Genomic DNA, 13,415 nt, shown 5'->3' with positions numbered 1-13,415 from the left:
CGAAGGAGGGCTGCCATGCAGATCAGCATTCAGGCACGCGGACTCAAGCGCTCAGACCGATTCGAGACGTATGTCGAGCAGAAAGCCGACAAGATCGCCCAACTCTCTGATCGCGCACAGACCTTCGAAGTCAAAGTTACGAACGTCAGCGACAAGAAGCCCAGCTTGGGCGAGCGCGTCGAGCTGACCGTTGTGGCGCCCGGCCCTGTGGTGCGTGCCGAGTCTGAGGGCGGTGACCGCTTCAGCGCCTTCGACCTCGCCTTGGGCAAACTCACCGAGCGCCTGCGACGTTCCAAAGACCGTCGTAAGCCGGCGAAGGGGCGTCCGGCGCCATCCCTGGCTGACATCGCTGCGGCTACCGCAGACCTGCCGGTGGCCGATGAGGCCGAACTGGCCGGCACTCCCACGCCGGCGCAGCTGGCCGCCGATCAGGCCGAACATGGTGAAGTGATCTCGCCTGTAGTGGTTCGCCACAAAGAGGTGCCGGCCGAGCGAATCACTGCCGAAGAAGCGGTCGACCAGATGGAGCTGGTTGGTCACGACTTCTACCTCTTTGAAGATGTCGAGACCGGCAAGGCCAGTGTGGTCTACCGCCGCAAAGGCTGGAACTACGGCGTGATTCGGCTGGGCGACCCCGAAGACGACTGATCCCTCGGCAGGTGGTCAGCGTGGCGATTCAGCCCAGTGCGCTGACCACCTGTTCGACCAGCAGGCCGCTGCCGAGCAGCAGCATGAGCACGCCTGACACCAGCGACACGGTGTGAAACAGTTGCGGGCGTGCTCCCAGAACGCGCACGGCAATCACTGCCAGCGCGCAGTAGAACGTCACGGTGGCCAGCACGTGCATGGCTCCTAAGGCGGCAATCTGTGCGCTCAACGGCCACGTGGCGTCAGCACTGACGAATTGGGGCATGAGCGCCAGAAACAGCAGCACCACTTTGGGGTTCAGTCCGCTGACTCCTGCGCCGCGCAACATGATCGCGCGGGCCGGGGCAGGCCTGATCGACCGCAGATCGATGGGGGCAGTCACCGTGGCCAGCCCGGCGCCGGCCGCCCGGGCAGCAAGATGTGCGGTTGCCGGATGTCGCAGAGTCTGCACGCCCAGCCAACACAGGTAGCCGGCCCCGACGACGGTGAGCGCGCTGAGCATCCCCGGGATCATCGCCACCGCCAACGTCAGTCCTGCCGCTGCCAGCAGAGTATGGCCGAGGTAGCCCACGAGCAACCCACCGATGGCTGCCAGGGCCTCGCGCAGCGATGTGGCGTGCGACAGAATGTAGGCCCAGTCGGCGCCCGGGGTGATCACCACCACGAGGCTCACCGCGAAGAACGCGGGCAGTGCAGCGGTATCCATTCGGTCCTCTCGACGAGCAGCGCCAGGTGTGTGGCGCTCTGCGAGCAATGGTATTGACGGATGCTCCAGCAGTGTTGCTAAAAACCTGCTGAATGCTGGGCTTGTTTGGTAGATTTCTCGCTATGGATGCCATTGATAAGAAGATTCTTGCTGAGCTACAGCGAGATGGTCGACAATCCATCACCGAGCTGGCCGAACGAGTGCAATTGAGCCTGTCGCCGTGTCACCGCAGGGTGCGCGCGTTGGAGGCCAGCGGGGTGATCGAGGGCTACCATGCGGTGATCAATGCGAAGAAGGCCGGGCTCGGCTTCGAGGCGCTGCTGTTCGTGACCATCTCGCGCAGCGACAGCAGCACGTTCGCCACGGTCGAGCAGCAACTGGCAGACATTCCCGAGGTGGTGCAGGCGCAGCGGCTGTTCGGCGAACCTGACTATCTGGTCAAGGTGGTGACTCGATCGCTGGAGGACTATCAGCGGCTATTCGACGAACGTCTGACCGGCATTCCGGGGGTCGAACGCCTGCGCTCGACGCTGGTGATGCGCAACGTGGTGAGCGATCGGCCACTGCCGGTGTGACACGCTGAGACACATTGCGAAATGGCAGTTCACAGAGAGCGCAATCACGGCTTTGACACAGCCTGAAGACCATAGACTGAGAGTGTCTCATTCATAAGAAAGACAGGAGACCAACTTCATGACCACTCTCAAGAACGTGACCGTCCTCGGCACCGGTGTGCTCGGTTCGCAGATCATCTTCCAGACCGCCTATCACGGCTTTTCAGTGACCGCCTACGACATCAGCGACGAGATCCTCGAGAAGGCGAAAGAGCGCTTTGCGCACCTCGCCGAGGTCTACAAAGCCCAGCTGCCCGGCGCTGACGACGCAAAGGTGCAGGCCGCTCTGGCCAACATCACCACCAGCTCAGATCTGGCCGCTGCCGTGGCCGACGCCGACATCGTGATCGAGGCCGTGCCCGAGCGCCTCGACATCAAGCAGAGCACTTACGAGCAGCTGGCCAAACTGGCTCCCGAGAAGACCATCTTCGCCACCAACTCCTCAACGCTGCTGCCGAGCGCCTTGGTTGACTACACCGGCCGCCCCGACCGCTTCCTCTCGCTGCACTTCGCCAATGAAATCTGGATTCACAACACCGCAGAGATTCAGGGCACCCCGGCCACCAGCCCTGAGATCACTCAGCAGGTCATCGAATTCGCCGAGCAGATCGGCCAAGTGCCGATCGTGCTCAAGAAAGAGAAGGCCGGCTATGTGCTGAACTCGCTGCTGGTGCCGCTGCTCGACGCCGCGCTGTTCTTGGTGGTCGACGGCTACACCGACCCCGAGACTGTCGACAAAACCTGGACCATTGGCACGGGCGCACCTGCCGGGCCGTTCCGCATCTTCGACATTGTCGGGCTGACCACTGCCTACAACATCAGCAAGGCTGCGGGTGACGCCGGCAGTGAGCAGCACGCTCGCGCTGCTGAGTTCCTGAAGACCAACTACATCGACCAGGGCAAACTCGGTGTTGCCACGGGCGAGGGCTTCTACACCTACCCGACCAAGAAGTAACTCGACGCGCACCCGCGCTCAACCAGCACTCGGCTGGGTCTGCAGTGGGGGCATCCTGCCGAATTATTGGCAGCGCCCCGCTCAGCCCCAGCCGAGTTCGTGTAAGCGGTGCTCTTCGAGCCCGAAATAATGCCCGATCTCGTGCAGCAGGGTCACATGCACCTCGTGGCGCAGCTCGTCGAGGTCGGCACAGTGCTCGAGCAGTGCGATGCGATACAGCACGATGCGGTCAGGCAGGTCACCGAGACCGTAGTCGGTGCGCTCGGTCAGTGCCAGGCCGTCGTATTCGCCGAGCAGATCGGTCGAACCGTCGGCGCACCGGTCTTCGATGACGAAGACCACGTTGTCAAGCTCGTCAAGCACGTGCTGAGGAATGGTGTCGAAGACATCGTCGACGAGTTCGGCGAACGCCTGAGCGTCAAGTTCGACGCTCACTCCGCCTCTCCGGTGGGCAGGTCTTCGGGCAGGTTGCGTGCCACGAACTCCTCGATGTTGGTGGTGTAGCTCTCAGCCTGCTCGGCAGGCAGCTCGTCTTTGGAGAACTCGACGTAGACATCGGTGTTGGCGGTGATGATCTGCGAAGTCACGATGAGTTCGCCGCTGTCGGTGGCACCTTCGAGCACGAGGCTCTCGGTGCGGCCCTTGCGGATCGCCTGCCGCACTGCCACGTAGAGCGTGGAGGCGATCTCCCATGTGGTGTTGGTGGCGTGTCCGTTGATCACGATGCGGGCCATGTCAGCTCCTTCTGCGTTCGAGACTGTGACGGGGGATCCGGCGCAGCAGTGCAGGGAGTCTACCAAGGCGGTCTGACGAGACGACAAAAGTGTGCATCCAACGCACGGTTGTCTCACAACCTCTCTACAGCTGCGCGGTGCCAGACTACGAGTGTCGGCAAGGCATGAGGAGGCAGCATGGAGATCAGCCGTTACGTCGCGAGGTATCAGCGCGACTGCCCCGAGCACGAGCGCCTCAGTACCGGATTCACCAGTGCACTGGCTGCTGAGGCCGAACAGCAGGGCATGGTGTGGGGCAGGCTGCTGCACGATTGGATGCGCGACGGCATCGCCCCACAACCCGAAGAATTCGCCACTCACTGCGTCACGTATCTGCAGTGGTATCAACGGGTGTCTGCCGAGCTGCTCGCTGCGTCTGACGCGCATGGTGATGACGAGGCTGATGACGCGATGCTGCACGATCTGACCGCGTTCAGCTTTCATCGACTGAACACGCGCAGCCTGGGGCTGTGGCGCCAGCTCTTCTATGGCGACCTCGATCAGGCGGCTCTGCGTGCGCTGGTCGATCAGGCGCGATTCGAGCTCTCCACCGACGTCATGCTGTTTGCCCAGGTGCGTGAGATGACGCTGGGCGATATCGCCGGAGAAGACGAGGAGCAGCATCGCTTTCGGGCCTGGCACACCGGCATGCTCACCGAGATCGACGCGTGCATCGCTTTGTTAGAGGCCACGCGCAGTGACGCCCATGTGTTGGTGCTGCCGGCACCGCCCCAGTTCGAGCGGTTCGCGGGTGAGGCCAATGCCGACATGCTGGTGATCGACACCGCCGCACGTCAGGCGATCGGCGTGCAGATCAAGGCCTCGCATGCCTGGCAGAGTGTGGAACGGTATGACCGCCGCCGCATCGTGATGCTCGATGGCATTGAAGACCTGCAGAACTCCAGAGCCATGCGCACCGACCCGCGTCGCTCGGCACGGCGCACGGTGTCGTGGCCGGGCCTCGTTGGCGCACACTATCTGCGTACGCTGCCGGTGCAGCGCATCCAGAGTCGCTGGGTCACTCGTCGCCAGGCGCTCAACCTGAAGCTCGCCGCTCGCCATTATGTCGGTCAGATCGCCGATCGCAACGCACAGGTGTTCGACCGCTGTCGCCGTCTCGTGCTGCAGGCGCTACAGGCACCCGAGTCGGCAGGGCTGGCCGTCGCGGGGTGAGCATGGCATCCCGCGCGCGGGGCTGTTGCGCGACACTGGTGCATCCCTCTCGCCGTTCAATGCCTGGTTGTTCTTGCAGAGCCTCGAGATCTTCTCGCTGTTGGCGAATGTGGCCGACGCGAAATCGCTGGTCATTCACCCCGCCTCCACCACACACCAGCAGCACACCGCAGACGAGCAGCGGACGGCCGGCTTCGGCCCCGAGACAATTCGTCTCTCGGTTGGCATCGAAGATCCCGACGACCTGATCGCCGACTTGGCGCAGGCGCTCGACCGTGCTGTGACTGACTGAGACGTGCGATCGACTGACCCCGCCGCGGCCTACTCGGTTGTGGCGGGGTCTCACGGTCTGAGGAGGAAGACATATGCCGATCCGCGTGCCGGCGGGGCTGCCCGCGATTGATGAACTGTCTGCCGAGAACATCTTTGTGATCGGTCGCGATCGTGCGCTTCGGCAGGACATTCGTGCGCTGCGCCTGCTGATGCTGAACCTCATGCCTCTCAAACACGCGACCGAGGTGCATTTGCTTCGGCTGCTGGGCAACACTCCGTTGCAGCTCGACGTCGAGTTTCTGCAGACGGCGTCGCACGGGTCTCGCAATGTGTCGAAAGACAACCTCGACCGGTTTTACCGCACCATCGACGATCGTTCGAACCCCTTGGTGCGCGGGTTCGATGACCACTTTCGCGCGCCGCACTCGCGCTATACCGGCACCGATGTGAGCGACGTCGAGATCACCTGGCGAGCGCATTCGCAGCTGTTGTTCGCCAACTGGCTTGATCTCGGCATGTACTAGGCGACCCCGTACGACTGGCTGCAGCGAGTCGAGTGAGCGTGCGGCGCAGCCAGCGCAGACTATCGTTCAGAGTGAGGGTCGTGAACTTTCGCGGCTGAGCACACTGCTGCCCGGCATAATGCCCTCGGCGGCAGAGGAGAGTGCGTGGGCAACAGTAAGTGGTCATGGTGGCGTCGCCTGACGCATCGCGAGCAGGGCAGACTGCCGTGGCGCACGGTCGTCTACGCGGCGCTCGGCGCCGGTGTGACCATTGGGCTGCTTGCTCTGCTGAACCAGGTCAGCGGGATGCCCGCGCTTGAGGCTGCCTTTGGATCGTCGTGCATTCTGGTGTTTCTGATGCCGCAGGCACCCGTTTCGCAACCGATCAACGTCATCGGTGGACACCTGCTGTCGGCCCTGATCGGCGTGGCGGTGCGTGCGGTCATGCCCACGACATGGTGGAGTCTGGGGTTGGCTGTGGCGCTTTCACTGGCAGTGATGGCGATATTGCGAGTAACTCACCCGCCGGCTGGCGGCGACCCGATCGCGATTCTGCTCTCTGACGCGGGGTGGCTGCCCTTGATGGGGCAGATTGCGCTCGGAACACTGATTATCGTCGCGAGTGGTGCGCTCAGTCGATACCTGATGCGCTCGGTGTATCGAGATCCGAGACCCGACGCGCAGACTGAAAACTCTCGGTGAGCGCCAGAAGTGGGTCTCGTGCCACAAGCGACGCGCACCGAGAGATCAGCAACAGTGAGTTCTTGGCCTTGAGCGCGTCGTGCACCTGTGACTGTGCAGCCGCAGACTTCTGTCGGGCAACCAGTTCGTCGCGCTTCGACTTGAGCTGCACGAGCTTCTCTTTCATGCCCTCGAGCCCGCTCTTGAGCTTCTCGACGACCTTGGTCTGAGCGGCGATGTTCGGCTCGGCCTCGGCAGACACCCCGTCGGCGAGAGCGAGCGCAGCCCCAGCCCAATCGTCACCGGCGAGCTTCGAGGTGACCTGCTGCTCAATCTTCGTCAGGTCACTGGCGGAAACTGGGAAGTCATCGGCCACATTCAGGTCGTAGAGGCGCTGATCGACGGCGATGCCGAGCACGCCGTCGTTGTCACCGAGCTGGTTGAGAGTGGCGGTCTTTTTTGTCCAGGCAGTGCGGTCAGAGGGTGACTCGAACGTGCTCACGTATGCGACGAGCAGATGGATGCCGTGCTGTTGAGCCAGCCCGGTCAGAGTTTGCTGGACTTCTTGCGTCTCAGCCTCGCTCAGTACATCAGCGGAATCGGCCACGTTCGAGCTGCCGAACGTCGGCGGCTGTTCGGGAGTGTGCCGCCGACATGGGGCAGTGCACCGAGTAATACCGCAACTGTGGCAAGAATGGCCATCACCCGCCCGATTCGCAGCGACCAAGACACGGTGAGATGGGGCGAGCGCACAGACATCTCCTCTCAGACCCAACCCTTCACGATCAGGACATGACGCGATGCTGCAAGTCTAATCGGGGCATCCTGCGGGCACCTTGTGAATGGAGAAGGTGCACGAAGTGTCACCAAATGCGGTTCAGCGAGACGGAGAACGACACCTCACGACATCTGTGTGCTCAAGGCAGTTGGTCAGGCAAGATCTGCTGAAGCGACGAGATTTGAATGAGTAGGAGTCTTCGAAATGAAGAGAAGTCGCCTGCTAGTGCTGGGGTACCTGGACTCGAACCAAGAATGACGGTACCAGAAACCGTTGTGTTGCCAATTACACCATACCCCAAGGGTTTCGATCCGAGGCTGTGCCTCGAACCGACATCTCACTTTAGGACATTCGGGCGCAAACCTCAAACTGTGCGTGTCGCGTGCGCATGCCTGATCTCGTTACAGTGGAGGGCATGCCCCTCGACCAGCAACCTCAGCCCATTGTGCTCGCACGACAGCAGTGGCAGGCGCGCGAGGCGGCTCATCAGCAACGGGCCGATGCTCTGACCGCAGGGTGGCGCGCTCGCCGCGCCACAGGCGAGTCTGATGAGATCGAAGACTTTCTGTTCACGTATTACTCGTATCGTCCGAGCCTGCTGCGACGCTGGCATCCGGGTGCGGGCGTGATTCTTCAGGATGCCGCGGCCGAGCCCCGCGCCGCCTGGCGCTGGTACGCGGGTTGGGCCGCAGGCCCAGACCGGGCATCCACCGATGTGCGCGTCGATGCTGCGGCGTTTCTCGACGCCCGTGCCTCAGCGGTGGGATTCATCGAGACGCTGCTTCGCCGCACGCTTGAGCGGCCGGCGCGGATCGGCTGCAACTGCCTGCACGAATGGGCTATGGTCTATGACATGCACGAAGGTGAGCAGCGGCATACCCAGCTGCCCCTGCGATTGGGCCAGCGCGGCACCAACGAAGTCGTTGAACAGGGCACCATCATCTGCTCGCATTTTGACGCGTTTCGATTCTTCACCCCAGAAGCCAGACCGCTGAATACTCTGCAGCCGGAGCGTGCCACGCAGGTCGATCTCGAGCAGTCGGGGTGTCTGCACGCGAACATGGATCTGTACAAGTGGGCGGTCAAGCTCGGGCCGCTGGTGCCCGGCGAACTGCTGCTCGACACCTTCGAGCTTGCGCGTGAGATTCGCACCCTCGATATGCAGGCGTCGCCATATGACGTGAGTGATTTCGGCCTGCCGGCGGTGCCCATCGAGACGGCGGCCGGGCGTCACGAGTTTGCCAGTCGGCAGCGCGAGTTCGCCGCGCGAGCCGATGTGCTGCGGCGCCGGTTGCTGCAGACGATCGAGGTGGCGCGGCTCAGTTCTCGGCGCGACCCTGCCGCCAGTACCCCATGAAGGCGACGCGACCGCGATCGACCCCGTGGTCGCGCACGAGGTGTCTACGCAACTGCTTGACCACACCCGACTCGCCGGCGATCCAGGCGTAGAACGCTCCGCCGACGACCTGCTCAGGCGCCTCCCACAACAGGTCGTGGTCGATGTCGACGTCTTCAAGCTGCTGCGGCTCGCGCTCTGCTGGCAGTGCACCGAGTGCCACAAACTCCGAGTCGGCCGCAGTGAAGGCGGTCACCGCCTCGATGAGCGCTTCGCCGTGGGCGCGGTCGCCGCGGGGGAGCCAGTGCAGCGCGGTGCCGGCTGGGGCGTCAACGGTGAGGGCATCAGCGCTGGTCGGCACCTCGACGAAGGCATGGATGCGCCATTGGCCGCCGATCTCGGCGAGCTGTTCGAGGATGGCGCAGATCGCCGGGGCTGCGGTCTCATCGCCAGCCAGCAGTAGGTCGCGAGCCGTGCCACGGTGAAAGTCTATGCCGATGGCGGAATGCTCTGAGCGGGCGTCAGGGCCCACCACAATGATCTCGTCACCCGGCTGCGCTTCAGCGCCGAAACGTCCGGCCGGACCGGCCGGCTCGTGCAGGACCACATCGACCACGAGCTCTCTGGCCGCTGGGTAGATGCTGCGCACGGTATAGGTGCGAATCGGGTGCTGCTGGTCGGGCTCAAGGGCCCGCCAGCGTTCGTACCAGGCGCCGGTGTGAATGGCCTCGGGATCGTCGAGCCCCAGATCGTGCCAGCGGCCGTCAGGTAGCTGCAGAACGAGCTTGATGCGCTGGTCGAGTCGATCGGTGCCGAACACGACCAAGTCAGGGCCGGTCAAGGTGAGCCGGGTGAAGTGAGGTGTCAGACGCTCGTTGCGAGCCACCGTGAGGCGGTACGGTCGAAAACCGCCGATACCGATCGCAATCGCAGAGTCATCGGGCAGGGCAGTGGTGTCGGGGGTGCTCATAATGTCCTCATTTGTTGGGGTGGACTCTGCGCGTCAGCGGCGCAGGTGCCTGCCGATCGGCACGACCAGCGGGGTCTCGCTCACCGGGTCGCTGATCACTTGGGCAGGCAGGTCGAACACGTCGTGCATGAGCTGTTCGCTCACCACGTCGCCGGGGGTGCCCTGGGCGATCAGCGCGCCGTCGTTCATCGCAGCCAGCCAGTCGGCGTAGCGGCTGGCCAAGTTGATGTCGTGCAGCACCATCACGATGGTGGTGCCGCGCGTGCGATTCAGGTCGGTCAGCAGGTCGAGCACCTCGATTTGGTGATGCAGGTCGAGATACGTCGTCGGCTCGTCCAGCAGCAGCAGATCGGTATTCTGTGCCAGAGCCATGGCAATCCAGACGCGCTGCCGCTGACCGCCCGAGAGCTGATCAACGGCACGTTCGGCGAGTTCTGCCGTGTGCGTCAGCTCCAGAGCCTCGGCCACGGCCGCATGATCTTCGGTGCGCCACGGTGTGAACGCCGAACGGTGTGGTGCGCGCCCGCGGCTCACCAGATCTTCGACCAGGATGCCCTCGGGTGCCAGTGGAGACTGGGGGAGCAGCCCCAATGTGCGGGCGACCTCTCTGGTGGGCATCTGGTGGATGGCCTGACCGTCGAGTACCACCTGGCCGGCACTCGGGCGAACCAGGCGGGCCAGCGTGCGCAGTAGCGTGGACTTGCCGCAGCCGTTGGGGCCGATGATCGCACCCACCTGATGATCAGGCACTACGAGGTCGAGCTCGGAGATCACTTGGTGGTCGCCATAGCTCACCCCGAGCCGCTGAGCCGAGAGCTGGTGATCAGAGCCGGTCATTCGTGAGTCTCCTTGCGATTCGAGCGGATCAGCAGCACGATCAGCAGCACGCCGCCGAGTGCGCCGGTCACCACTCCGACGGGATAGGTGTGGGGCAGCAGATGCGTTGCGATGAAGTCTGACGCGAGCACGAGCACCGCACCGACCAAGCCCGAGGCGAACACCGGTGAGTGCGAGGGGCCGAGCATCCACATGGCAATGGGGCCGGCCAGAAACGACACGAAAGCGATCGGCCCGGTGGTAGCAGTGGCCAGCGCGAGCAGCAGCACCGCAACCACCATGACGCTGATGCGAGTGCGCATCACATGTATGCCGAGAGCGGCAGCAGTCTCATCGCCCAACCGCAGGGTCTGCAGCCGCGAAGCGAGCACGGCCAGTGTCGGCGCGGTGACCAGCAGAGCGATTGCCAGAGGAGTAAGCGTCTCCCACGAGGCGTTGTTCAGACTGCCGGTCATCCACCGCGAGGCGTTCTGCACCTCCCACTGGTTGGCGTTGACCAACAGCCACATGGTGACGGCGTCGAACATCGCGCTGACGGCGATACCGATCAGAATGAGTCTGCCCGAGGCGCCGCCGCGACCCCAGGCCAACGCAGCGATGAGCAGGGCGGTGATCAAGCCTCCCGCGACCGAGAATGCCGAAAGTACCTGACCGCTCAGACCGAAGACGATGATGCCTGCCACAGCCGACGTGTTGGCACCGGCGGTGATGCCGATGATGTCAGGGCTGGCCAGCTGGTTGCGCAGCAGGGTCTGAAAGCACACCCCGGCCACGCCAAAGGCGAACCCGGTGAGCACCGCAGTAGTCGCCCGCGGCAGACGCAGCTCGCCGACGGTGAAGCTCGCCCCAGGCACCTGCTGGCCGGCGATCACCTGCAGCACTTGACCGATGCTGTAGGTTCGGTCACCCACGCACAATGACACGACATAGAGGGCCACCAAAGCGAGCGCGAGCACGATGATCGTCCAGGTCACCCGGCGGCGCCGTGCAAGCGCGCGGTGAGTGATTTCGAGATGCAGTGGTTCAGTGGTCATGACGACCTCCAGCGCGACGTTGGCGCAGCACGAGGGCGATAAACACGGGTGCGCCGATCACTGCGGTGACGATGCCGACCTGCACGTCGGCCGGGCGAGTGATCACGCGGCCGAGCACATCAGAACCGACGAGCAGCAGGGGGCCTGCCACCAGCGACCAGCTGAGCACCCGGTTGTGGTTGACCCCGACCACAGCTCGCACCGCGTGTGGCACCACGAGGCCGACGAAACCAATCGGGCCGGCCAGTGCGGTGGATGCGGCAGCCAGCACCAGCGCACCGGTCGCCACGATCGCGCGCGAGCGGTTGACGCTGCCCCCGAGACCTGCAGCCAGATCGTCGCCGAGCGCCAGCATGTTCAACGTGCGTCCGCTGCTCAGTGCGATGATCATGCCTACGGCGAAGAACGGCAGCACCGGTAGCATCTGCTCGAAGCGAGCGCCATCGAGGCCGCCGGCCATCCAATAGCGAAACTGTGAGAGCGTCTGCGCTCGAGGCAGCAGCAGCCCCTGAATGGCAGAAGACAGTAGGGAGGCGATGATCGCACCGGCCAGAGCCAGGCGCAGTGGATCGCCGATGCGACCATTTCGGGTGCCGATCAGCCACACGATCACACCAGTGGCGACCGAGCCGACGAGCGCGAACCAGATGAACTGTGCCGGTGAGTCGATGGTGAGAATCACCATGCCGAGCACGATGGCGAAGGCTGCCCCGGAGCTGATGCCGAGCAGCCCCGGGTCGGCCAGTGGATTGCGGGTCAGCCCCTGCATCAGCACGCCGGAGAGTGCCAGCGCGGCCCCGACCAGCAGGCCGAGCACAGTGCGCGGTACGCGCAGGCGCACCGCCTCACTGGCCAGGTCATGCCGGTCGGGGTCGAGCAGCGCCTGCACCACATCGCCGAGTGGCACCTCTCGTGACCCGACGGCCACGGAGAGTATGCAGACGGCGAGCAGCGCAGCAATGGCGCCGACGAGCGCCAGCGCTCTCAGCGAAGGCTTCACTTCACTTTTGCGGCGGCGTCACCGAGCAGCTGAGCGTAGTTGTCGACCTGGGCGTCGATCGAGAGTACCGAGGGTGAGGCAGCCGAGTAGAGCAGGCTGTCCATCGGAATCACCGCAATGGCACCATTGGCAACGGCCGGCAGCTTCGAGAGCAGAGGGTCTGCCTGCAGTGCAGCAATGGTGCCGTCATCGCCATAGGTCACCAGCACATCGACATCGGCGAGTTTGTCGATCTGCTCTGACGAGAGGTCGACGTAAAACGACTCGGTGCCGGCGCTGAGGTCAGCGACCGACTGCGCTTCGCTGAGACCGAGATCTTGCAGATAGGCCGGGCGCGAGTCGATGGAGGTGTAGACGCTCACCGTCGACAGATTGGTCGGGTCAACCCAGACGAATGCGGCTGACTTGCCGGCGAGTTCGGGATGGGCTGCAGAGGCCTCGGCAATACGTGCCTCGGTGTCTGTGATCAGCTGTTCGCCCTGCGCGCTGCGGCCGAGCGACTTGGCGATCGTGGTGGTCAGATCACGCCACTGGGCTCCCCAGGCCAGGTTGGTGTAGGGCACCGTCGGGGCGATCTTGCTCAGCGTGGTGTAATCCTCTTCGGTGAGCCCAGACTGTGCGCCGATGATCAGTTCAGGCTCGGTGTTGGCGATGGCCTCGGCGTCGATGCCGTCGGTCTCGTCGTAGAGAGCCGGCGCGTTGTCTCCGGTGGCGCCCAGCTCTTCGAGTTTGGCCTTGACCCACGGCTGCAGGCCGTCACCGTCGGTGTCGCCGTCAACGATCTTGGGCATGCCGACCGGCACGACGCCGAGGGCAAGTACGACGTCTTCGTTGGTCCAGCCGGTGGTGGCCACGCGGGTGGGAGCCGACTCAATGGTGGTGCTGCCGTAGGCATGCTCGATGGTGATCGGGAAGGTGTCGGTGACGCCTTCGGCTGATCCTGAGGCGTTGGTCGTCGACGAGGTGCTGCTGCAGGCGGTAAGAGCGATGGTGGCAGTGAGCGCGGCGAGGCTGAGTGCTCCGCGGCGCAGTCGGCGGGTCAGAGTGGTTGTCATAAAGAGACTCCTGATGGTGAAAAAAGGACAACCGTTAGTTTGGTATGCCTCACCAATCAATGCAAGAGGATACAGAGTG

The 13,415-nt window shown here is 63.7% G+C and carries 17 protein-coding genes and 1 tRNA gene; 8 read left to right on the top strand and 10 right to left on the bottom strand.

All coding sequences use genetic code 11. The annotated features are described in order from the left end of the window. Window positions 1-15: 15 nt before the first annotated feature. Window positions 16-648 (top strand): ribosome hibernation-promoting factor, HPF/YfiA family, encoded by a 633-nt coding sequence (hpf, locus tag G557_RS0104470; protein ID WP_028245103.1) that lies wholly within the window; start codon window positions 16-18, stop codon window positions 646-648. A 28-nt stretch (window positions 649-676) separates the two neighbouring features. Here the strand turns inward: hpf and G557_RS0104465 are convergent, their stop codons facing one another. Beyond that, on the bottom strand, window positions 677-1,354 hold the full coding sequence (locus tag G557_RS0104465) for a LysE family translocator (RefSeq protein WP_028245102.1): 678 nt from the start codon (window positions 1,352-1,354) through the stop codon (window positions 677-679). Window positions 1,355-1,476: 122 nt separating this feature from the next. Here G557_RS0104465 and G557_RS0104460 point away from each other — a divergent pair, with 122 nt between their 5' ends. After that, window positions 1,477-1,929 (top strand): Lrp/AsnC family transcriptional regulator, encoded by a 453-nt coding sequence (locus G557_RS0104460; protein WP_028245101.1) that lies wholly within the window; start codon window positions 1,477-1,479, stop codon window positions 1,927-1,929. 118 nt (window positions 1,930-2,047) lie between these two features. Further along, window positions 2,048-2,923, top strand: coding sequence for a 3-hydroxyacyl-CoA dehydrogenase (locus tag G557_RS0104455; RefSeq protein ID WP_028245100.1), 876 nt, complete (start codon window positions 2,048-2,050; stop codon window positions 2,921-2,923). 81 nt (window positions 2,924-3,004) lie between these two features. Here the strand turns inward: G557_RS0104455 and G557_RS0104450 are convergent, their stop codons facing one another. Together G557_RS0104450 and G557_RS0104445 are read right to left on the bottom strand one after the other, a co-directional pair. Next, window positions 3,005-3,358, bottom strand: coding sequence for a metallopeptidase family protein (locus G557_RS0104450; RefSeq protein WP_028245099.1), 354 nt, complete (start codon window positions 3,356-3,358; stop codon window positions 3,005-3,007). Then, complete coding sequence (locus G557_RS0104445) at window positions 3,355-3,657, bottom strand: hypothetical protein (protein ID WP_028245098.1); 303 nt, start codon at window positions 3,655-3,657, stop codon at window positions 3,355-3,357. Before G557_RS0104445 ends, G557_RS0104450 begins: the two co-directional genes overlap by 4 nt. 177 nt (window positions 3,658-3,834) lie before the next feature. Between G557_RS0104445 and G557_RS0104440 the strand changes: the two genes are divergently transcribed. The 4 genes from G557_RS0104440 to G557_RS11715 all read left to right on the top strand — a co-directional run bounded on the left by G557_RS0104440 (window position 3,835) and on the right by G557_RS11715 (window position 6,347). Then, window positions 3,835-4,869: a hypothetical protein gene (locus G557_RS0104440; protein ID WP_028245097.1), complete on the top strand. Its 1,035-nt coding sequence runs from the start codon at window positions 3,835-3,837 to the stop codon at window positions 4,867-4,869. 67 nt (window positions 4,870-4,936) lie between these two features. Beyond that, entirely contained in the window at window positions 4,937-5,161 is a 225-nt protein-coding gene (locus G557_RS14295; protein WP_245542767.1) for a PLP-dependent transferase, read from the top strand. Between the two features lie 73 nt (window positions 5,162-5,234). Next, entirely contained in the window at window positions 5,235-5,666 is a 432-nt protein-coding gene (locus G557_RS0104430; RefSeq protein WP_028245095.1) for a homoserine O-acetyltransferase/O-succinyltransferase family protein, read from the top strand. A gap of 144 nt (window positions 5,667-5,810) precedes the next feature. Continuing rightward, window positions 5,811-6,347 carry an HPP family protein gene (locus G557_RS11715; protein WP_051224541.1) on the top strand — a complete coding sequence of 179 codons (537 nt, stop codon included), beginning with the start codon at window positions 5,811-5,813 and terminating at the stop codon, window positions 6,345-6,347. On the opposite strand, the gene G557_RS0104420 is transcribed toward G557_RS11715, so the two are convergent. Both G557_RS0104420 and G557_RS0104415 read right to left on the bottom strand, forming a co-directional pair. Beyond that, complete coding sequence (locus tag G557_RS0104420) at window positions 6,277-6,933, bottom strand: TPM domain-containing protein (protein WP_028245094.1); 657 nt, start codon at window positions 6,931-6,933, stop codon at window positions 6,277-6,279. The genes G557_RS11715 and G557_RS0104420 overlap by 71 nt on opposite strands. Window positions 6,934-7,332: 399 nt before the next feature. After that, a tRNA-Gln gene (locus G557_RS0104415) sits at window positions 7,333-7,404 on the bottom strand. Between the two features lie 115 nt (window positions 7,405-7,519). On the opposite strand from G557_RS0104415, the gene G557_RS0104410 reads away from it, so the two are divergent. After that, the gene (locus tag G557_RS0104410; RefSeq protein ID WP_051224538.1) at window positions 7,520-8,461 is read left to right on the top strand and encodes a hypothetical protein; all 942 of its coding nucleotides are present in this window, start codon (window positions 7,520-7,522) and stop codon (window positions 8,459-8,461) included. Here the strand turns inward: G557_RS0104410 and G557_RS0104405 are convergent. The 5 genes from G557_RS0104405 to G557_RS0104385 are packed head-to-tail and all read right to left on the bottom strand — an operon-like array spanning window position 8,424 to window position 13,336. After that, on the bottom strand, window positions 8,424-9,410 hold the full coding sequence (locus G557_RS0104405; protein WP_084626998.1) for a siderophore-interacting protein: 987 nt from the start codon (window positions 9,408-9,410) through the stop codon (window positions 8,424-8,426). The genes G557_RS0104410 and G557_RS0104405 overlap by 38 nt on opposite strands. Window positions 9,411-9,443: 33 nt before the next feature. After that, window positions 9,444-10,247 (bottom strand): ABC transporter ATP-binding protein, encoded by an 804-nt coding sequence (locus G557_RS11710; RefSeq protein ID WP_051224535.1) that lies wholly within the window; start codon window positions 10,245-10,247, stop codon window positions 9,444-9,446. After that, a complete protein-coding gene (locus G557_RS0104395; protein WP_051224533.1) occupies window positions 10,244-11,281 on the bottom strand; it encodes a FecCD family ABC transporter permease in 1,038 nt (345 codons plus the stop codon). The genes G557_RS11710 and G557_RS0104395 overlap by 4 nt, the downstream gene beginning before the upstream one ends. Continuing rightward, on the bottom strand, window positions 11,271-12,281 hold the full coding sequence (locus tag G557_RS11705; protein ID WP_245542766.1) for a FecCD family ABC transporter permease: 1,011 nt from the start codon (window positions 12,279-12,281) through the stop codon (window positions 11,271-11,273). Before G557_RS11705 ends, G557_RS0104395 begins: the two co-directional genes overlap by 11 nt. After that, the gene (locus tag G557_RS0104385) at window positions 12,278-13,336 is read right to left on the bottom strand and encodes an iron-siderophore ABC transporter substrate-binding protein (protein ID WP_051224528.1); all 1,059 of its coding nucleotides are present in this window, start codon (window positions 13,334-13,336) and stop codon (window positions 12,278-12,280) included. The genes G557_RS11705 and G557_RS0104385 overlap by 4 nt, the downstream gene beginning before the upstream one ends. Window positions 13,337-13,415: the final 79 nt, after the last annotated feature.

Source organism: Pseudoclavibacter soli DSM 23366, assembly GCF_000423505.1.
GTDB lineage: Bacteria > Actinomycetota > Actinomycetes > Actinomycetales > Microbacteriaceae > Pseudoclavibacter_A > Pseudoclavibacter_A soli.
Note: the sequence above shows the minus strand (reverse complement) of the source record. Positions and strands in the feature narration are given on the sequence as shown.